Here is a 19,807-nt window from a genome sequence, read left to right on the forward strand (position 1 = left end):
TTGCCCCAAATTGCTTAAACGATTATATTTCTCAAAGCTTTAGAGGAGTATGGAGTGATTATCTCGAGAAACTTGGCGATTACCCTATTTAAGAGGTGGAAGTAAGCCTCACTCTTTGGTGGCGATGGCTCTCGATAGGTGATCTCCTGCTTCAATATATCCTGATAGATTGGCTTTCCTTTTGCCCCGTCGATGAGGTAAAGGGTGAGTTCCAATTGATGTCTTCTCTTATTCACCACCCGGGTTCCTTTAATCAACCGTTTGCTTACCGGATGACGGTAAACTACCTCCTCAAAGGCGGTAAACGGTTTGCTCTTGTAATCGATCTTGCCGAGAAGAATCAGGTCGGCTCCCGCTCTTAAGCTTAGCCTTCTCAGATAGTCAGGATTGGCTACGATCTCATCCACCTTCTTCGGAGTGAGCTCAAGGGGTTCTTGTACCACCAATTTTAGTTTGCTATGGCTTCTTAATGCCTGACGAAAATAACGGGCAGCTTCCTTTCCCAGATCGAATTTAATTTCTTTCACCTTTCTCTCAGCGGCAAAGCCAGCGACGAGGATGGTTTTATACTTCTCTATCTTTAGCCGTTCCCGTTCCGGATGATCTATGGTAACCGTGTGATAGTAGGTGATGCAGGCGTTTAAGAGAAGAAGAAGGCATATCGGGAGAAGGAGTTTTAACACAGAAAAAAGGTTTTTCCCCTTTCCTTTATTCATTTTTTCTCCCTCTTTTTTTCCTTCTTCTTCTCTATCTTTAAGTAGAATTCGCGAAACTCATTGTAGTTCTTCTTGATGATGGAGTTTCCCGGGTCGAGCTTTAAAGCGATCTGGTATTCCTTTAGCGCTTCTTCGTATCTGCCCGCATTTTCGTAAGCGATAGCGAGGTTGTTGTGAAATTTGGCGACATTGGGATATTTTTTCACCAATCGCTCCCAGTAGAAGGTAGCCTCCTTCCACAGCCCTCGCTGGGCGGCTTTCACGGCAAACTCGTTTTCCGGCGCTTTCATCCCGGCGGTACAGGCAGAAAGGATGAAAGCCGCCCCCATCAAAATCCCAATAATCTTGAGATGCATTCCTCCCCCTCAGCCTTTGTCTGTTCCTTTGAGCTCAATTATAAATAAAATATAGAAAGGCTTGCAAGGATAGAATGTAAGATGTCTTCCGATTTGGCTTGACAGGGTAGCTCCTGCGGATTATAAGACAATAGATTTGAGGAAGAGTTATGGAGAAGGAGGAGCTTTTCTATCTTCTTGCACTCTCCTTTGTTCCCGGAGTAGGAAGGGTGCTCTTCCTCCGATTGATCGAGTGTTTCGGTTCAGGTAAGGCGGTTTTTTCCGCCAAGAGGAAAGAGCTCAATCAAGTCCCAGGGTTAAGGGACGAGGCGAAGGAGGCGATAATACGCTTCGATGGGAAAAAGAAGGCGGAGGAGGAGCTTAGAAAGGTGGAAACCCTTGGTATCTCCCTTCTCACGATCCGGGATGAGGATTACCCTACTCTTCTTTATGAGATCCCGGATCCCCCACCGATCCTTTATATTAAGGGAAAGCTCCCTTCGGATGATGACCCTGCTCTGGCGATAGTGGGTACGAGAACTCCTTCCCGCTATGGGAAGAAGGTCGCTTCGGAGCTCAGTGAGGTACTTGCTTCTTTGGGAGTGGTTATCGTAAGCGGTCTTGCTCGGGGGATAGATGAAGAGGCGCATAAGGCAGCTCTTTCCGCTTCTGGAAAAACGGTGGCAGTTTTAGGAAGCGGGCTCGATGTGATCTACCCTCGAGAGAATAAACCGCTCGCCGAGAGGATCGCTGAAAACGGCGCGGTCATCTCCGAATTTCCTTTGGGGACCGCTCCTGAGCGAGGCAATTTCCCGGTGCGAAACAGGATCATAAGCGGATTATCATTGGGAACCTTGGTAATTGAAGCCTGGGAAAGGAGCGGTGCCTTGATCACTGCAAAGCTCGCCTTGGAACAGAACCGGGAGGTATTTGCCGTGCCGGGGAATATAGATTCAAGGATGAGCATCGGGACCAACTACCTGATAAAGCGAGGGGCAAAGCTCGTTCAGTGCTCCGATGATGTCATTGAAGAGTTTCCCCCGAAGTTTAGAGATAGGTTGATATCGAAAGAGAAGGAGAAGCGGGAGCCTTTGCCAGATCTTTCCCCTGAGGAGGAAAGGGTTTATAATGAGCTTTCCCCGGTTGATCCTCTTCATATAGATCGGTTGGCGGAGGTGCTCGATCTTTCTCCTTCCTCCCTGCTTCCTCTTCTCTTGAGCCTCGAAATAAAGGGGCTCATAAGTCAACTTCCAGGTAATAACTATTTGAGGAAGAGGTAGATGGCTTCAAAGCTCGTTATTGTGGAATCACCTGCCAAGGCAAAGACGATAAATCGTTATCTCGGCAACGAGTTTATGGTAAAGGCATCGCTTGGCCATATAAAAGATCTCCCTAAGAGCGAGCTCGGGGTGGATGAGGAGAAAGATTTCGCCCCCACCTATATCGTGATCCCGGAGAAGGAGAAGGTTCTTGCCGAACTCAAGAAGACAGCGGAGAGGATAAGGGATATATACTTAGCGACCGACCCCGACCGGGAGGGGGAGGCGATATCGTGGCATCTTTCCGAGGAGCTTACTGCGCCAGGAAAGAGGTTCCATCGGGTTCTCCTCCACGAGATCACCAAGAAGGGGGTTGAGGAGGCGTTTTCTCATCCTACCGAGATAGACAGGAGAAAGGTCGATGCCCAGCAAGCACGGAGGGTGCTCGACCGATTGGTGGGCTATAAGATAAGCCCCCTCCTCTGGGAGAAGGTGAGGCGAGGCTTGAGCGCTGGGCGAGTGCAGTCGGTGGCCCTCAAGCTTGTCTGCGACCGAGAGCGGGAGATCCGTGCTTTTGTACCCGAAGAAAGCTGGTCCATAACCGCTGAGCTCTCTCATTCTGGCTCTCCGCCATTTCCCGCCAAGCTGCTTAAGAAGAAAGGAAAGACGCTAAAGTTAAAGACCAAAGAGGAGGCGGATAGGGTCATCGCGGAGCTGAAGAACCTGCCTTTCGTCGTTTCCCAGGTGAAGATAGAGGAGAAGAAGAAGAACCCACTTCCCCCCTTCACCACCTCCAAGCTTCAGCAGGAGGCGTTTCGCAAGCTCGGTTTCCCTGTGAAGAAGACGATGATGCTCGCCCAGGCACTCTACGAAGGGAAGGATTTAGGGGCAGGGGAGCGAGTCGGTCTTATCACCTATATGCGTACCGATTCGGTCCGGGTGGCAGCATCCGCTGTAGCTGAGGCAAGGGAGTTTGTGAGGAGTTCCTTTGACTCCTCGTTTATTCCGGAGAAGCCGAATGTCTATAAGAACAAGAAGAATATTCAGGATGCCCACGAGGCGATCCGCCCCACCTCTGTCTTTCGGAGTCCAGAGGAGGTGAGACCCTATCTTACTAACGACGAGTATCGTCTCTATCGTCTCATCTGGCGGCGGTTTGTAGCCTCTCAGATGTCCCAGGCGCGTTATCTCGAACACACCATCGAGGTGGAAGCGGGTCCCTATCTCTTTCGGGCGACTGCTTCCAGGTTGGTCTTTCCTGGCTTTTTAGCCCTCTACAAGGATGAGAATGAGGAGGAGTTTATTCCCCTTCCTGAACTCACTAAAGGGGAGGAGCTTACCCTCATCTCCTTAACCCCGAAGCAACACTTCACCAAACCCCCTGCTCGCTATTCTGAGGGTAGCTTGGTCAAAGAGCTCGAGGAGAAAGGCATCGGTAGGCCCAGCACCTATGCGGTCATTATCTCCACCCTCCTCGACCGGGGTTATGTAGCCAAGGAGAAGGCTTATCTCATCCCCACCGAACTTGGTTTCCTCGTTTACGATCTTCTTTCGGAGAACTTCAGGGACTTGCTTGATGTGGGCTATACCGCAAAGATGGAGGAGAAGCTCGATGAGGTGGAGGAGGGGAAGCTCAATTGGGTGGAAGCCCTTCGCGAATTCTATCAACGATTGAAGGAGGACCTTGCCCGGGCAGAGCGGGAGATGCGGGATGTGAAACGGGAAGTGATAGAGACCGAGGAGATCTGTCCCCTATGCGGTGCTAAGCTGGTAAAGCGGTGGGGGAGGTTCGGTTATTTCCTCGCTTGTTCTCGCTATCCGGAGTGTAAATATAGCAGGGAGATAGAACGAGCGGGGGAGACGGAGAATGCGAAGGAGCTCCTTAAGAAGAAGTGTCCTAAGTGCGGTTCCCCGATGACGGTGAAGCGGGGGAGGTTCGGTTATTTCCTCGCCTGCTCCAACTATCCGGAATGTAAGACCACGATAAAGCTCGTCAAGGATAAGGAGGGGAGGCTGATCCCGGTTGAGGATGAGGTTCTTGACGAGCGCTGTCCCATTTGTGGTGCCAACCTCGTTAAGAGAGTGGGAAGGTACGGTCACTTCATCGCTTGCTCCAATTATCCCAAGTGTACCTATATCAAGCCGAAGGAGACCGGGGTCTCCTGCCCTAAGGAGGGCTGTGGGGGGAAGATCGTAGAGAAGAGAGGAAAGAGAGGCAGGGTCTTTTTCGGCTGTAGTAATTATCCTAATTGTGATTTCACCCTTACTAAAAGACCCGTCCCAAAACCCTGTCCCAAATGTGGCTCGCCTTACCTTCTGGTAGAATCGGAAAAGGATGGGAAACGCCATCTAATTTGTCCCAATAAGTCCTGCGATTACGAGATGATGGAGGAGGAAGCGGGAAGGGAGAAGAAGTGAGGATAGTAGTAATCGGTGGTGGTTTAGCTGGTTCCGAAGCGGCTTGGCAGATAGCAAGGAGGGGGGGTGAGGTTGTCCTCTATGAGATGCGCCCCGAAAGGAGTACCCCTGCCCACAAAACCCCCTACTTGGCGGAGCTCGTTTGTTCCAACTCATTTAAGTCGGCTGATCCCTCAACGGCGAGCGGTCTTCTGAAGGAGGAGATGCGCCGGCTCGGCTCCCTGATAATGGAGGTGGCGGAGGAGGTGAAGGTGCCTGCGGGGACGGCGCTTGCGGTTAACCGGGTTGAGTTCGCCAAGAGGATAACTGAGCGAATAGAGAAGGATCCCCGGATAGAGCTCATTCGAGAGGAGGTGCGGGAGATACCCAAAGAGGGGATCGTCCTTATCGCTACCGGTCCCCTCACTTCGGATGCTTTGACTTCAGAGCTAATCAAGCTAACCGGGGAGGAGAACCTCTATTTTTATGATGCCATTTCCCCCATCGTTGATGGAGGATCTATCGATAGGAGCATAGTTTTCCCCGCCTCCCGTTATGGAAAGGGTAAGGGCGATTATCTCAATTGTCCTTTTACCAAGGAGGAGTACCTCCGTTTTTATAAGGAACTTATAAATGCTGAGCTTGTCCCCCTTCGCCCCTTTGAGGAGGAGCGATTTTTCGAAGGATGTCTTCCCATCGAGGTTTTGGCAAAGCGAGGTGAGGATGCTCTCCGGTTTGGTCCTCTAAAGCCGGTTGGGCTGATCGATCCGAGGACGGGAAGGATGCCTTACGCAGTGGCTCAGCTCCGGGCAGAGGACAGGGAGGGAAGGATGTATAGCCTGGTCGGCTTTCAAACTCGGCTCAAGTTCCCGGAGCAAAAAAGGGTGTTTCGCCTCATCCCCGGGCTTTCCCAGGCGGAGTTCGTCCGCTTGGGGATGGTCCATCGGAATAGCTACATCAATGCCCCGAAGCTTCTTTCTCCCACCTTTCAGCTTAAGAAAGAGCCCCGGATTTTCATCATTGGTCAGCTCTGCGGGGTCGAGGGCTATTTGGAATCAGGAGCATCGGGTTTGATCGGGGGGATAAATGCCTTGAGGAAAGCGATGGGAAAAGAGGCTATCGCCCCACCGAGAACCACCGCTATAGGCGCCCTCTCTCACTACATTGTGGAGGTAGATCCTGCGAACTATCAGCCGATGAACATCGTATTCGGTATCTTTCCCCCGCTCGCGAAGCATTACCGTAACAAACGGGCTCGGGTAGAGGCTTACCGCCTTAGGGCACTGGAAGATCTTACTTTATGGATGAAGGAGAACGGGTTATAATTTGATTAATGAAAGCTTTTGCCGAGATAGATGAATTCGTCCGCTACCTTAAAGAGGAGCGGAATTATTCGGAGCATACTGCCCGGTCTTATCGGGGGGACCTGAGGCAGTTTTTCTCTTACATAAATGAGAAAAGGAAGAAAGTCACCCCTCCCTCTCAAGTCACTCCAAGGATGGTGGAGGATTACCTCGTCTTCCTCTACGAAGAGGGAGAAGCTAAGAGTTCAATGGCGAGGAAGCTTGCTTCCCTTCGTTCCTTCTTTCAATTTCTCATCAAGAGAGGGAGGATGACGGTAAATCCCGCCAAGGTGATCTCAAGCCCCCGACTTCCCAAAAGGTTGCCCAGCTATCTCACGGTGGAGGAGGTGGAGGAGCTCGTGGAAGCGCCTTCAACTACGGAGGAGCTTCGAGCGAGGAGCTTAGGGGTTCGGGATAAGGCGATCCTCGAGCTTCTTTACGCCACCGGAATGCGGGTTTCGGAGATAGTCTCGCTAAACCTCGACGATCTCGACCTGAGGGGAAGGAGTGTACTCGTTCGGGGAAAGGGGAAGAAGGAGCGCCTCATCCCCTTTGGAAGCGCTGCTTCCCGCGCGCTTCGGGGTTATCTTTTGCAAAGGAGGAATCTGCTTGGTGAATCAAAGGATGAGCCCGCTCTCTTCCTCTCGAAGAGCGGGAAGAGGCTTTTCCCTCGTGATGTTGCCCGGATAATCGCAAGATATGTGAGGAGGACATCGCTTAAAAAGAGGATTTCTCCTCACACCATTCGCCATTCCTTCGCTACCCATCTCCTGAACCGGGGGGCTGATCTCCGTTTCATCCAGGAGTTCCTTGGTCATTCGAGTCTTGCTACCACTGAGCGCTACACCCACTTGAGCTTGGCAAAGCTCCGTGAGGTTTATGATAAAGCCCATCCGCGGGCAAAAAAGGAGGATGAAGGGAGGTAGACTATGCTGGAAAGGTTTTTTCGTCTGAAGGAAAACGGTACCACGGTATCTCGTGAACTCACCGCTGGTGCCACCACCTTTATGGCAATGTGTTATATCATTTTCGTTCAGCCGGTCATCCTTTCCGCTGCTGGAATGGATAAAGGGGCGGTGATGGTAGCAACGGTTCTTTCCTCCGCTATCGCCACCTTGATAATGGGCTTTTACGCCAACTACCCCATAGCCCTTGCCCCGGCAATGGGACACAATTTCTACTTCGCCTTCACCGTGTGTGGGGCGGTGGCGATGGGTGGGTATGGTTACTCCTGGCAGGTGGCGCTTGGTGCCGTTTTCGTCTCTGGAGTGGTGTTCATCATTCTTTCCTTTTTTGGTTTCCGGGAGCTGATCGTCAACATCATTCCCCCCTCGCTTAAGTATGGCATTGCAGTGGGGATCGGACTGCTCATCGCCTTCTTGGGCTTCGAGTGGTCGGGGTTAGTGGTGGATACTCCGGGGACATTGGTCGGTTTGGGGGATATAAAGAGCCCGCCAGTGCTCCTTTCCCTGTTCGGATTGGGGTTGATCTTCGTGCTTTATCTTCTTCGGGTTCCAGGGGCGATAATCCTTGGGATGATAGGAACCGCCTTGGCAGGACTTCTCTGCGGTCTGGTGCATTATTATGGGATAGTGGCAAAACCTCCTTCTATCTCCTCTACCCTGTTCAAACTCGATATCGCCGGGGTCTTTCGGAGCGTTGATTTCCTGAGCATCGTCTTCGTCTTCTTCTTCCTCGATCTCTTCGACACGGTGGGAACACTGGTTGGGGTATCGGAGCAGGCGGGATTCCTCAAGGAAGGGAAACTTCCCCGGGCGAGGCAGGCTCTTTTCTCCGATGCGGTGGGTACTGTATCCGGTGCCCTTCTTGGTACCTCGACAGTTACCAGCTATGTCGAAAGTGCCGCTGGGGTGGCAGCCGGGGGAAGAACTGGCCTTGCCAATGTCGCCACCGCGGTACTGATGCTTTTATCTCTCTTCTTCTATCCGGTGGTGGAGATGGTGGGTGGGGGTTATGAGATGGCAAAGGGGGTTACCCTTTATCCGGTGATCGCCCCAGCGCTCATTATGGTGGGTAGCTTTATGATAAGGGGGGTGAGGAAGATAAACTGGGACGACCCAACTGAAGCATTTCCCGCCTTCCTCACGATGCTCGTTATGCCTCTTACCTTCAGCATCACCGAGGGGATTGCTTTTGGCTTTATCTCACTCGCTTTTCTGAAGTTGATCACGGGTAGGGGAAAGGAGCTTCATTGGCTGATATATCTCTTCGCTTTTTTATTTGTCCTTCGCTATATCCTTACTTAGGGCGGTTTCTTGACATTCCGCAAGGCGAGGATTATATTACATCATAAGTGGATGAAAGGAGGAGGTAATTTGGCTTTTGATGGAGATTATCGATTTAGGGGGACGACCATCCTTTCTCTTCGCCATCAGGGGAAGGTGGTGATGGCGGGGGATGGGCAGGTGACCTTCCAGGATACAGTGATAAAGACTACTGCGCGGAAGATAAGGAAACTGTTTCACGATAAGGTGCTCGCCGGCTTTGCTGGTTCGTCGGCTGATGCCTTAGCCCTCTTTACCCGGTTTGAAGGGAAGCTCGAGGAGTACCGGGGAAATTTGGGAAGGGCGGCGGTGGAGTTAGCCAAGGATTGGCGGACCGATAGAACCCTTCGCCGGCTTGAGGCACTCCTTATCGTAGCGGATAAGGATAGCTCTTATCTTATTTCGGGAACGGGCGATGTCATCGAGCCGGATGATGATCTGCTTGCGGTTGGTTCTGGTGGGGCTTATGCTTTGGCAGCAGCGAAGGCGCTTCTCGCCCATACCGATCTTCCTCCCCGGGAGATAGCCCTTGAGGCGATGAAGATAGCTTCGTCGATCTGCGTTTACACCAACGACAATATAACGATAGAGGAGTTGTAAATGACCATTCCGCTTCCGGGAAAACCACTTCCCGAGGATGAAACTGGGGTGTTAAAGGTGCTTGAGGGGGAGCTCACCCCAAAGGAGATCGTCGCCGAGCTTGATAAGTACATAATAGGACAGGACAAGGCGAAGAAGGCAGTGGCGATTGCCCTTCGCAATCGGCTCCGGAGGAAGAGGCTTCCGCCGGAGCTTGCTGAGGAGGTCTACCCCAAGAATATCCTGATGATTGGTCCCACCGGGGTGGGAAAGACCGAGATAGCGAGGAGGCTTGCCCGTCTTACCAGATCTCCCTTCATCAAGGTGGAGGCGACCAAGTTCACCGAGGTGGGCTATGTGGGACGGGATGTGGAGTCAATGATCCGTGATCTCACCGAAATAGCGGTCAATATGGTACGGGAGGAAAAGAGAAAAGAGGTAAGGGAGAAGGCGGAAAAAAGTGCCGAAGAACGACTTATCTCCCTTCTCGTCCCCCCGGGGACGGGCTTTTCCCCTGAGGATGAGGTAAGGGAGCGGGAGATAAAGGAAAAGATCAGAGAGCAATTAAGGGCAGGTTTTCTCGATGATCGAAAGGTAGAACTCGAGGTGACCGAGCGTTCCTTCCCCAGCTTCGAGATAATAACCAGCTCCGGCGTCGAGGAGATGGGGATAAACATCAAGGACCTCCTCCCCGGCTTTTTAGGGGGAAAAAGCAAACGGCGGAGAATGACGGTGAAGGAGGCGCGGGAGTACTTGATCAGCGAGGAAGAGCAGAAGCTCCTCGATATGGATGAGATAGCAAGGCTTGCGGTAAAACGGGTGGAGAATTCGGGCATCATCTTCATAGACGAGCTGGATAAGGTGGCGGGAAGGGAGAAGGGCTACGGTCCTGATGTCAGTCGGGAAGGGGTGCAGAGGGATCTCCTTCCTATAGTTGAGGGAACCACGGTTACTACCAAATACGGCTTGGTCAGAACCGATCATATCCTTTTCTTTGCTGCCGGTGCCTTTCATGTTACCAAACCGTCAGACCTCATCCCCGAACTTCAGGGGAGGTTTCCCATCCGGGTGGAGCTTGATCCCTTAGGAAAGAAGGAGTTCATCCGCATCCTCACCGAGCCGAAGAACGCTCTGGTGAAGCAGTATACCGCTCTCCTTGCTACCGAAGGGGTGAAGCTTGTCTTCACCGACGATGCGGTGGAGCTGATAGCGGAGTATGCCGAGATGGTGAACGATCGCGCGGAGAACATCGGTGCGAGGAGGCTTCATACCATTATGGAGAAGCTTCTTGAGGAGATATCGTTCGCTGGTCCCGAACTCGCTGGCAAGGAGGTGACGATAGACGCCTCCTATGTGAAGAAGATGCTTGAGGATGTGGTTGCTGATGAGGATTTGAGTCGGTATATCCTTTAAGTTTCACTTTCTGATGAGGATGGGTAAAAGAAGGGGGGTTTTTCTTTTTGCCGTTTTTCTGCTTTCTCTCCAGCTTGCCTGTGGCAAGAAGGGAAATCCACTCCCTCCGATAATAAGGAAACCCCTTTCTCCCTCTAAGCTCTTTGTTAAGGAGGTGGGGAAGGAGGTTTTTATCTCATTCCTTCTTCCAGCCAGCTACACCGATGGGGCATCGCTTGAGGTAAAAAAGGTAGAGGTCTATCGGGAGGTACTTCCTTTACCTTCGGATAATCCGGCGAAACGGAAAGCGGAGCTCTCCCGGCATTTGAAGAAGTTCAAAGGAAAAAGGTGGCGTTTGTTGGAGGGAAAAGAGCTTAAGAAAGCGCTCCTTAAAAGAAGGGTGTTTCTGAAGGATACCATTGACTTAAAAAAAGAGGGGGCTGTCGCCTATCTCTATGCGGTTCGAGTGGTGGACCCAAAGGGGAACAAGTCGTCTTTTTCCCGTCCTGTTTGTCTCATCCCTCGGTTGGTGGCAGAGCCACCAGCCGATCTTTCCGCCACGGTAGAGGAAAGTGAGATAAAGCTTGCCTTTTCTCCCCCGAAGAAGAACATCGACGGCTCAAGCCCTCCCCTTTTTCTCGGATTTAATATCTACCGCCGGGAGGAAGGAGGGTTCCTTTATATCTCGCCCCGAAACTCAAAACCCTTAGCCTATCTCCCCAAGGGATGGAAGGTAAGTGGAGTGATCGGTTTATCCCGGAATGAGGAAGCAGGAAGAAAGATACTTTCCTTCATCACCGCTGAGGGTACCAAGGCGCTCATCACCAGGGAGATCGATCTTTCTTCGCTAAAAAACGCTCTTTCTGGGACAATTTCCGTCTCCTTTTCCGCCCGGGTGGTTGGAGAAGAGAAGGTGGTAGGGAGCTTTAGTTTTGAGGCAAGTCCTAAACCGAAAGAACCGTTTAAAGAGGAGAGGATTGAGTTCTCAAAGGATTTTTCCTCTTTTTCCTTCAACTGTAAGCTATATAAAGGACTTTCTCGATTGATGGTTAATATCACGCCGTCTCGCTCTCCCAATGGTTTTAGATTCGAGATCGCTGATTTCAAGGTGAGTTATCTTCCGGAGAAAGGAAAGGAGAAACTGCTCCTTAGCGACGAGATCGCTCTTCCCGAGAGGGTCGAATTCGCGGATAGAAGTTTTTCCTTCGGCAAGACCTATTACTATATGGTGCGATCGATATATTCGCTGGGGGGGATGATTTACGAGAGCCCGGATTCTGAGGAGCTTAAGGTAGTGGCGAAGGATACTTTTCCCCCACCTCAGCCTCAGGGTCTTACCGCCATTACCGGCGATGGAACGGTTCATCTTTCGTGGCAGAAGGTGGAAGCTCCCGATCTGATGGGCTATAATCTCTACCGTAAGAGAAGAGGGGAAAAAGATTTTGTAAGGCTGAATGAAAAGCCGATTCTTGAGCCGATGTTTAATGATCGCAAGGTCCTGGTGGGAAGGGTTTATATCTACTTTGTAAAGGCGGTGGATAGGGCACGAAACGAGAGCAAGCGTTCAAGGGCGGTTATGCTGACGGTTAGATGAGTTAATAATTTTTTTAGGAGGGAGAATGAAAGGGATTGAGTTTTATAAGGTCTCAGGGGGAGGGAACGATTTCATCGTCGTCGATAATAGGGAGGGTCAGCTTCCAAGGATTTTCTTGGCCTCTATTCCCGCTATCTGCACCAGGAGGTTCTCTCTTGGGTCAGACGGGGTGATCCTGATTGAACATTCATTGGATGCCGATATCAAGATGCGCTTCTTCAACCCTGATGGGAGTGAGGCGAAGCTCTGTGGCAATGGTATTCGTTGTTTAGCCCGGCTTGCCTATGAAGAGGGCTTTGTCTCTTCTCGCAAGATGAAGATAGAGACTACGGCGGGGATTATGGAAGCTGAGGTATCGGGGGAGATGGTACGGGTCAAGGTTCAGCCTCCTGCTCCTCCGTCACTTTTCCTCGTTCTCGATGTCGATGGAGAGCGGGTTGAAGGACATTATGTTGATGTCGGCGTTCCCCACTTCGTGGTGCCGGTTCTCGATCTCGATCGGGCTCCGGTGGTGGAGCTGGGAAGGAAGATTAGGCATCATAAGCATTTTGCCCCTGAGGGAACCAATGTGGATTTCGTCCATCCTGAGGATGAACATCATCTCCACCTCCGTATCTATGAACGAGGGGTGGAGGAGGAAACCCTCTCCTCGGGGACAGGATGTCTTGCTGCTTCCTGCGTCTTTGCCGCTCTGGGCAAGGTTTCTTCCCCTGTTAGCTGTATTCCCCCAAGTGGGATAGTGAATATCATCGATTTCTCCTACGATGGGAGGGTGTTCCGGGATGTATTCCTTGAGGGAGAGACGCGGATAATTGCTAAAGGAAGACTTCTCCCCGACGCCTTCCTTGGTTGATGTTTTTCTTTTGATTATTCCTCGAAGATAAGAACCCCTTTATGCTATAATTATCTCCTTTTATGTTATTGAGGGGTTCAGTATCACTTAAAAACCAAAAGAGGTGAGGTATGGAAGAGAGATTATCAGCCATCATCTCAGTGATAAGGGTTTGGGTTTGGGGTCCACCGATGCTTATCCTCCTTGTAGGGACCGGGATATATCTTACCTTGAGACTGCGGGGGCTTCAGTTCACCAAGTTGTGGCACTCTCTTTGGCTTGCCCTCGTAAAGAGGAAGGAGGATACCGAGGAGGCAGGAGATATATCCCACTTTCAGGCGCTTATGACCGCTCTTTCCGCCACCGTTGGTACGGGGAACATTGCGGGAGTGGCTACCGCGATCACCGCTGGAGGTCCTGGTGCCCTTTTCTGGATGTGGATAACCGGCTTCTTCGGAATGGCTACCAAGTACTCCGAGGCGGTGCTTGCGGTTAAATACCGTGAGGTGGATAAATTTGGGACGATGAGTGGTGGTCCGATGTACTACATTTCCAAAGGGCTCAACCTGCCCTGGCTGGGGGCGATCTTTGCCATCTTCGCCTCCATCTCCGCCTTTGGCATCGGTAATATGGTTCAATCGAACTCGGTGGCGGATGTGGTTGAGGCTACCTTTGGCATTCCCTTTTGGGTGACCGGGCTCATCCTCGCCTTTGCCACCGGGCTGGTCATCATAGGGGGGATAAAAAGCATCGGCAGGGTGACGGGGACGCTCGTTCCCATAATGATAATCTTCTATTTCGGCGCTGCTTTGTTGGTCGTCTTCATCAATTGGCGAATGATACCAGAGATATTTCGTCTCGTCATTACCAAGGCATTCACCCCGACTGCTGCTGCCGGTGGTTTTCTTGGCGCTACCGTGATGCAGACGATAAGGATGGGGGTGTCCCGGGGGGTGTTCTCGAACGAGTCGGGTTTAGGTTCTGCTCCCATCGCTGCTGCTGCCGCCAAGACCAAGGAGCCGGTTACCCAAGCGCTTGTGTCGATGACCCAGACATTTATCGATACGATAGTTGTCTGCTCCCTAACCGGATTTGTCATCCTCTCTTCCGGCCTCTGGACCTCGGGGAAAACCGGGGCAGAGCTCTCTGCTATGGCGTTTAATCAGGCACTTCCTCATGGTGTTGGTGCCTTGGTTGTTTCCATTGGTCTTATCCTTTTTGCCTACTCCACCATCCTTGGGTGGAGCTATTACGGAGAGAAGTCGATAGAGTACCTCTTAGGAGAAAGAGCGGTTTATCCCTACCGTTTCATATTCTGCGTCGTAGTGGCTATAGGTGCAGTAGTGAAGTTGGAGCTCGTCTGGAACTTGGCGGATGTGATGAACGCTTTGATGGCGGTACCTAACCTGGTTGGTCTTCTCGGTTTGAGTGGGGTCGTCGCCTATGAGACGAGGCGCTATATTGAAAAGTATAAGATATAGTTAGATGAAAAAAGGAAAAGGGGGGTTAGGACCGGGATTGGTGGTTACCGCTGCCTTCATCGGTCCGGGGACAGTTACCACCTGCACTCTGGCAGGGGCAGGTTTCGGATATGCCCTCCTCTGGACGATGGTCTTCGCCACCGTCACCGCCTTCATCCTCCAGGAGATGAGCGGGAGATTGGGACTTGTCGCCGGAAAGGGGCTCTCTGAGGTGCTGAGGGAGCGTTCGCCCTCTCCAGTAGCAAGATACCTCACCATCTCGTTGGTGGTGTCAGCCATTACCTTCGGTTGTGCTGCCTTCGAGGCGGGAAACATCATCGGAGGTGCACTCGGTCTTTCGGCGATAACCGGGATCCCCCTGCGGTTCTGGGTTTTTCTTATCGCCATTTCTGCCTTTGTGCTCCTTTACCGAGGAAGCTACCTTTTGGTGGAACGTGTTCTCATTCTCCTCGTTTTCACGATGAGCCTCGCCTTCATCGCCACTGCGATCATCGTTAAGCCCGATTTCCTCTCCATAGTCAGGGGAATAGTAATACCTCGTGTTCCTCATCAGTCTCTATATCTCATAGTGGCGCTGATCGGAACCACGGTGGTACCCTACAACCTATTTCTTCATTCCTCGATAGCAAGGGAGAAATGGCAGGGGGCAGAGGAGATACCAGCGATGCGGCGCGATCTTGCTATCTCCATTGTGATCGGAGGTTTGATCTCGATGGCGATAATAATCACCGCCTCCGCCGCTTTCTTCGGCAGGAATGTTGAGATAAGGGGAGCGGGTGATATGGCTAAACAGCTCGCTCCCCTTCTTGGGAGATGGGCTAATCTCTTTTTCGGCATCGGGCTTTTTTCCGCTGGTATCTCCTCCGCCATTACTGCACCCCTTGCTGCTGCTTACGCCACCTCGGGAGCTTTGGGCTGGGAGCAGGGGACGAGGGAAAAGGGCTTCCGCTTCGTCTGGTTTTTCGTCCTTTTAGCTGGTGCTATCGTCTCCCTTACCGGGGTAAAACCCATTCCCGCGATCGTCTTCGCTCAAGCGGCAAACGGCTTTATACTTCCCCTCCTCTCCGTCTTTCTCCTCTTTTCGATGAATGATCGTGCTATCCTTAAGGGTAGAGTGAATAATCTTCTTCTGAACTTGGTGGGTGGGCTTATTGTAGGAATCACCTTTATTATTGCCGGCTTGAACCTCCTTCGGGCGTTTGGCTTTGGGAAATAGGGGGAAATATGTGGATGCGGAGGATATTTATTATCAGCGGAGCGGTTTTTCCCCTCTTTGTTCTTTTGGTGGCGATCGCGGGTGGAAAGGGAAAACTTCCCCTCTATCTCTCTGAATTTGGACTTTTCCTCCTTATTCTTTTCGCAACCTACCTCGTAGGAGGAGAGTTTCTTTCCCGCTTTTTCCCCGAGCTCTCCTTTTCTGCGGGTGAATTACTCCTTTCTGCCATTGGACTTGGGCTTTTGTTCTTCTCTTTCCTTGGTTTTCTCTTGGGGATTTTTGGTCTTCTCTTCCGCCCGGTTCTTATCCTTTTGCTCGTTGTTTCTGTTCTCTATGTTCTAATAAAAGAAAGGGGAAAGGTGTTCGTACCCTTCTCTCAACTCCTCCTTCCGGAGAAGGAGAATCTCTTTTTCGCCTTGATCTTCCTCCTTATGGTAATTGCCAATCTTATCTCTGCTTTCAGCCCGGTGATCTTCTACGATGCTTTAGTCTATCATCTTGGTCTTCCTAAGGAATACCTTGATGCTCATCGGATATTCTACCTCCCCTACAATATGCACGGGAGCCTGCCCCAGGGAGGGGAGATGATCTATCTCTTAGCCTTGATCCTGAAAAGTGGGGTGGTGGGGAAGTTGCTGAATGCCTTTTTCGGGTTCTTCTCTGCCCTTCTCCTTTATTTTATCGGAAGAAAGATCACTTCCTCGGACCGGGGCGGTTTTTTCCCCGCGCTACTTTTTTATTCCCTCCCCCAGATCTTTCTCCTTTCGACATTGGTGAATGTTGATCTCCTATCGTGCTTTGTTCTTCTTCTTTCTCTCTATTTCATCCTCCGTTTCCTCGCCGGGGATAAAAAGGCACTTTTTCTTTCCGCTCTTTTTTCCGGTTTTGCCCTCTCCCTCAAATATCAGAATGTCATCGGGGTTATTATCTTGGTCTTCTTCATCTTTTTACTCAAGAGGGAAAAAAGCTTTCGGAGGTGGAGGGCGGTGATGCTTTTTTTGGGGATTTCAGCGCTCATCCTTTCTCCTTGGTTGGTGAAGAATCTCATCCTTACTGGGAACCCGGTCTATCCCTTCTTCTATTCCCTGTTTGGGGGAAAGGATTGGGGGAAAGAAGAGGCATACTTCTTCTACCAGAGCCTGAGTGGAAGAATCGGAGGCAGTTTCAAGTTTCTTCCCTTCCTTGCCACCTTCTTCGCCCTCCTCTCTCGCTGGGCGCAAATAGGGTTTCACCGGTTTATCATCCCGATTGCGGTTCTCCTCCCCTTTTTCCTCATAAAGAGGGAGCGTAATTTGGCTATCTTCGGCATCTTTGGGGTGGTGGAGCTCCTTTTCTTTTCCCTTCTTTCGGGGAATGTTGCCAATCTTTTCCGCTATGCTCTTTTTGCTTATGCCCTTTTATTCCTCTCCTTTGGTTCTTTCTTTGCCCGGTTTAGGCTTAAGAGGTTGGCGACCGCGGTTCTCATAATATTTGCCACCATAGATACCGGCTGGGGCATCGCCTTTCGCGAAACGCTGACCTCGAGCTACCGTGTGGTCTTCACCTCCCTTCCCCGAAGGGTGTATATAACCCAGTTCGTCCCCTCATATCCTCTAATGGTGAAAGCAGGTGAGTTAGCCAGATCCGGGAAAATCCTCTTTATCGGAGAGACGAGGGCTTTTTATGCTCCGAAAGGAGCGATCGTGCCCTCCGCAAATAACGGACGCTACATTGTAAAGCTCATAGAGGGAGGGAAAGGGATCCCAGAGATAGAGAAAAGGCTGAGGTCGAAGGGGATCCGCTTTATCCTGCTCGATGTCCCTGAGTTGGCGAGGCTGAGAAGGGTCCTTGGTTACCTCAGATTTTCCTCGCCTAATGATGAGAAGCTCTTCTTGGATTATATCCGGACCCGGAAGGCTATAGCCCGATTTAGGGATATATATCTTCTTGAAAGTTAGAAAGGAGGCTTAGATGGACCTTGCCAGACTGAGAAAAGAGTTCCCCGTGGTTGAGGAGTGCATTTACTTCAACAATGCCGCTATGGCACCGGTGCCCCTCTCGGTACGCCAGGCGGTAGCTGAGACCTATGTCGATCGAGAGATTCCGGCTGAGGTGAGGACGGAACGGCGTGAGGGGATGGAGCTGAGGGTGAGGGAGAAGCTCGCCCGGCTGATGAACGCCGAGACCGAGGAGATAACCTACATCACCAATACCTCCGATGGGATAAACATCATCGCTTTAGGGGCGGAGATGGAACGAGGGGATAATGTGGTTATCCCTCACGGAGCCTTCCCCGCCTTGATCTATCCCTGGATGTGGCGGGCAAAGAGAGATGGGATTGAGATCCGTTTCGCTCAGCCAAAGGAGGAATATCGGGTTACCGAGGAGGATATCATCGCCAGGGTTGATGAAAGGACAAAAGTGGTGGCGGTGAGTCATGTCAACTGGATGGATGGCTATCGCCTCGACCTTAAGAAGTTGGGGGAGTTCTGTGAGGAACGGGGCATCCTCTTTGCGGTAAATACTACCCACTCCCTTGGGGCGATGGTTATCGATGTGAAGAGAGAGAAGATATCGGCACTTTTTGCGAGCGCCTTCAAATGGCTACTCGCCCCAGCAGGGATCGGAGTTCTCTTTGTATCTAAGGATTGGCTTTCCCGGATAAAGCCAACCTATGTGAGTTATCTCGGGATGACCACCGAGATGGAAGATCTCTCCTACCGCTTTGAGTTCTGCCCCGATGCCGAGCGGTTCCGTACCGGCAATATAAATTATTTGGGACTGGCTGGCTTGAACCGTTCACTGGATATCATATTCGAGTTTGGACCAAGAAAGATAGAGGAGCGGGATATCGCCCTCACCGAGATGATAGTCGAAGGGCTTGAGAAAAGAGGGTATGTGATAAGGAGTGCTCGGGAGAGGATACATCGTTCTTCCATCATCAATTTCAGCGGGAGGAATATCCCCGCCCTTTATGATCATCTCTTGAAGCATAAGGTGGTCGTCTCGAGGCGAGCTGATGGCATCAGGGTTTCTCCCCACTTCTATAATAGTGAGGATGAAGTGGAGCGGATGCTCGAGATAGTGGATGGATTTTCCAGCTAAAAAAGGCTTAGCTGGTTTTTCTCTTCTTCTTCCGCTTCGCCGAATATCTCTATCTTGCCGAAGACGCCGTCATAGCCGGGAGTGATCTTGAGCCTCCCTTGCCGCACTTTTATGATCCCTTCAGCTATCTTTGGGTTGGTAGCTTTTCTTAGGTCTTCTTCCGGCACATCGAGAAGGATTTCGAACTCGGAGCCAAACCGGTTGATCAATCGGAGGTATTCCTCCTCCACCCTTTTTGATTCCGCTCCTTGTTCATAGGCAGAAGCGATTATCTCGGCTAAGGGAACGAGATGGCGTGATGGTATTGCACCAGGCGGGGTGTATCCTTCGGGTCTATCAGCGAGCTCCTCTACTCGGTGCATTACCCCGATGGTGAGCGGTTTTCCACAGACAGGGCAGATATTATTATGCTTTATGCTCTCCTTGGGGGAGAAGAGAATGCCACAATTCCTGTGCCCATCATAGTGGTATTTCCCCTCCTCGGGATAAAACTCCACGGTGAAGAGAAAGGCTCGGCGATCGCGCTCCTTTATCGCCTCGAATATCCGGTAATAATCCGGTTCGCAATCGAAGACATTTGCCTCTCTGCCCAGCTTTTTGGGGGAATGGGCATCGGAATTCGAGATGAGGGAGACGGAATCGAGCGCCGAGACCCGCCAGTTCATCTCTGGATCGGAGGAAAGGCCAGTCTCGATGGCGAAGATGGCAGAGCGAGCATCTCCAAAACACTCCTCAAGCGAATCGAAGCCGGAGTTCGAGCCGAAGACCGAGAACCAGGGCGTCCAGGCATGAGCGGGAACGATGACGATATCGTCCGAGATATCCTTCATCATTTTGACGAGGTCAGAAGCGGGAAAGCCGAAGGTAGGACGGCCGTCGGATTCAAGCTTTCCGTAAGAATCGAGCTTTCTTACGATCCTATCGGCAAGGGCAAAGCTGGGGGCGAAGATGAGGGTGTGAATCTTCCTTAATTTCCCTCCCTGATGGTAGATATTGCTCACCTCAGTGGAGAGCATAAAATGGACCTTTCCTCCTTCCTTTAGGCGGAGGAGACCGCTTCCTGTTTCCTCAAGATGTTCCTTCAACTCAGCTAAATAGGCAGGATGGGTGAAATCACCAGTTCCTACCAAGTTTATTCCCTTGAGCTCCGCATATCGAGCGATCTCAGGGACCTCCATCTCTTTGCTGGTCGCCCGGGAGTACCGGGAGTGTATGTGAAGATCAGCGATTATCCTCATCGGCTAAAAGCTCCTCTGATTATTAGACGGCTTCCCTTTTAGTGTAGCCCATCGAA

16 protein-coding genes are annotated in these 19,807 nt (G+C 51.3%); 13 read left to right on the forward strand and 3 right to left on the reverse strand.

The window, feature by feature from the left end; translation table 11 throughout:
* Positions 1-14 precede the first annotated feature (14 nt).
* Complete coding sequence (locus J7L64_07340; protein ID MCD6452154.1) at positions 15-716, reverse strand: hypothetical protein; 702 nt, start codon at positions 714-716, stop codon at positions 15-17.
* Positions 713-1,072 carry a tetratricopeptide repeat protein gene (locus tag J7L64_07345; protein MCD6452155.1) on the reverse strand — a complete coding sequence of 120 codons (360 nt, stop codon included), beginning with the start codon at positions 1,070-1,072 and terminating at the stop codon, positions 713-715. Before J7L64_07345 ends, J7L64_07340 begins: the two co-directional genes overlap by 4 nt.
* Before the next feature lie 149 nt (positions 1,073-1,221).
* Here J7L64_07345 and dprA point away from each other — a divergent pair, with 149 nt between their 5' ends.
* The 13 genes from dprA (at position 1,222) to J7L64_07410 (ending at position 18,513) form a co-directional block, all read left to right on the forward strand.
* A complete protein-coding gene (dprA, locus tag J7L64_07350) occupies positions 1,222-2,331 on the forward strand; it encodes a DNA-processing protein DprA (GenBank protein MCD6452156.1) in 1,110 nt (369 codons plus the stop codon).
* On the forward strand, positions 2,332-4,728 hold the full coding sequence (topA, locus tag J7L64_07355; protein MCD6452157.1) for a type I DNA topoisomerase: 2,397 nt from the start codon (positions 2,332-2,334) through the stop codon (positions 4,726-4,728).
* Positions 4,725-6,032 carry an FADH(2)-oxidizing methylenetetrahydrofolate--tRNA-(uracil(54)-C(5))-methyltransferase TrmFO gene (gene trmFO, locus J7L64_07360; protein ID MCD6452158.1) on the forward strand — a complete coding sequence of 436 codons (1,308 nt, stop codon included), beginning with the start codon at positions 4,725-4,727 and terminating at the stop codon, positions 6,030-6,032. The genes topA and trmFO overlap by 4 nt, the downstream gene beginning before the upstream one ends.
* An 8-nt stretch (positions 6,033-6,040) precedes the next feature.
* On the forward strand, positions 6,041-6,976 hold the full coding sequence (gene xerC / locus J7L64_07365) for a tyrosine recombinase XerC (protein ID MCD6452159.1): 936 nt from the start codon (positions 6,041-6,043) through the stop codon (positions 6,974-6,976).
* A gap of 3 nt (positions 6,977-6,979) precedes the next feature.
* The gene (locus J7L64_07370) at positions 6,980-8,317 is read left to right on the forward strand and encodes an NCS2 family permease (protein ID MCD6452160.1); all 1,338 of its coding nucleotides are present in this window, start codon (positions 6,980-6,982) and stop codon (positions 8,315-8,317) included.
* A 51-nt stretch (positions 8,318-8,368) separates the two neighbouring features.
* The gene (gene hslV / locus J7L64_07375) at positions 8,369-8,935 is read left to right on the forward strand and encodes an ATP-dependent protease subunit HslV (protein MCD6452161.1); all 567 of its coding nucleotides are present in this window, start codon (positions 8,369-8,371) and stop codon (positions 8,933-8,935) included.
* Positions 8,936-10,327: an ATP-dependent protease ATPase subunit HslU gene (hslU, locus tag J7L64_07380; GenBank protein MCD6452162.1), complete on the forward strand. Its 1,392-nt coding sequence runs from the start codon at positions 8,936-8,938 to the stop codon at positions 10,325-10,327.
* A 19-nt stretch (positions 10,328-10,346) separates the two neighbouring features.
* Entirely contained in the window at positions 10,347-11,900 is a 1,554-nt protein-coding gene (locus tag J7L64_07385; GenBank protein ID MCD6452163.1) for a fibronectin type III domain-containing protein, read from the forward strand.
* A 25-nt stretch (positions 11,901-11,925) separates the two neighbouring features.
* Positions 11,926-12,753 (forward strand): diaminopimelate epimerase, encoded by an 828-nt coding sequence (locus J7L64_07390; protein ID MCD6452164.1) that lies wholly within the window; start codon positions 11,926-11,928, stop codon positions 12,751-12,753.
* 110 nt (positions 12,754-12,863) lie between these two features.
* Positions 12,864-14,213: a sodium:alanine symporter family protein gene (locus J7L64_07395; protein ID MCD6452165.1), complete on the forward strand. Its 1,350-nt coding sequence runs from the start codon at positions 12,864-12,866 to the stop codon at positions 14,211-14,213.
* A gap of 4 nt (positions 14,214-14,217) precedes the next feature.
* The gene (locus tag J7L64_07400; protein MCD6452166.1) at positions 14,218-15,429 is read left to right on the forward strand and encodes an Nramp family divalent metal transporter; all 1,212 of its coding nucleotides are present in this window, start codon (positions 14,218-14,220) and stop codon (positions 15,427-15,429) included.
* Between the two features lie 14 nt (positions 15,430-15,443).
* A complete protein-coding gene (locus J7L64_07405; GenBank protein ID MCD6452167.1) occupies positions 15,444-17,366 on the forward strand; it encodes a glycosyltransferase family 39 protein in 1,923 nt (640 codons plus the stop codon).
* 13 nt (positions 17,367-17,379) lie between these two features.
* The gene (locus tag J7L64_07410; GenBank protein MCD6452168.1) at positions 17,380-18,513 is read left to right on the forward strand and encodes an aminotransferase class V-fold PLP-dependent enzyme; all 1,134 of its coding nucleotides are present in this window, start codon (positions 17,380-17,382) and stop codon (positions 18,511-18,513) included.
* On the opposite strand, the gene J7L64_07415 is transcribed toward J7L64_07410, so the two are convergent.
* Positions 18,510-19,751, reverse strand: coding sequence for a DNA helicase UvrD (locus tag J7L64_07415; protein MCD6452169.1), 1,242 nt, complete (start codon positions 19,749-19,751; stop codon positions 18,510-18,512). The two genes, J7L64_07410 and J7L64_07415, sit on opposite strands and share 4 nt — an antisense overlap.
* Positions 19,752-19,807: the final 56 nt, after the last annotated feature.

Source organism: Acidobacteriota bacterium (assembly GCA_021161905.1).
Lineage (GTDB): Bacteria > Acidobacteriota > B3-B38 > Guanabaribacteriales > JAGGZT01 > JAGGZT01.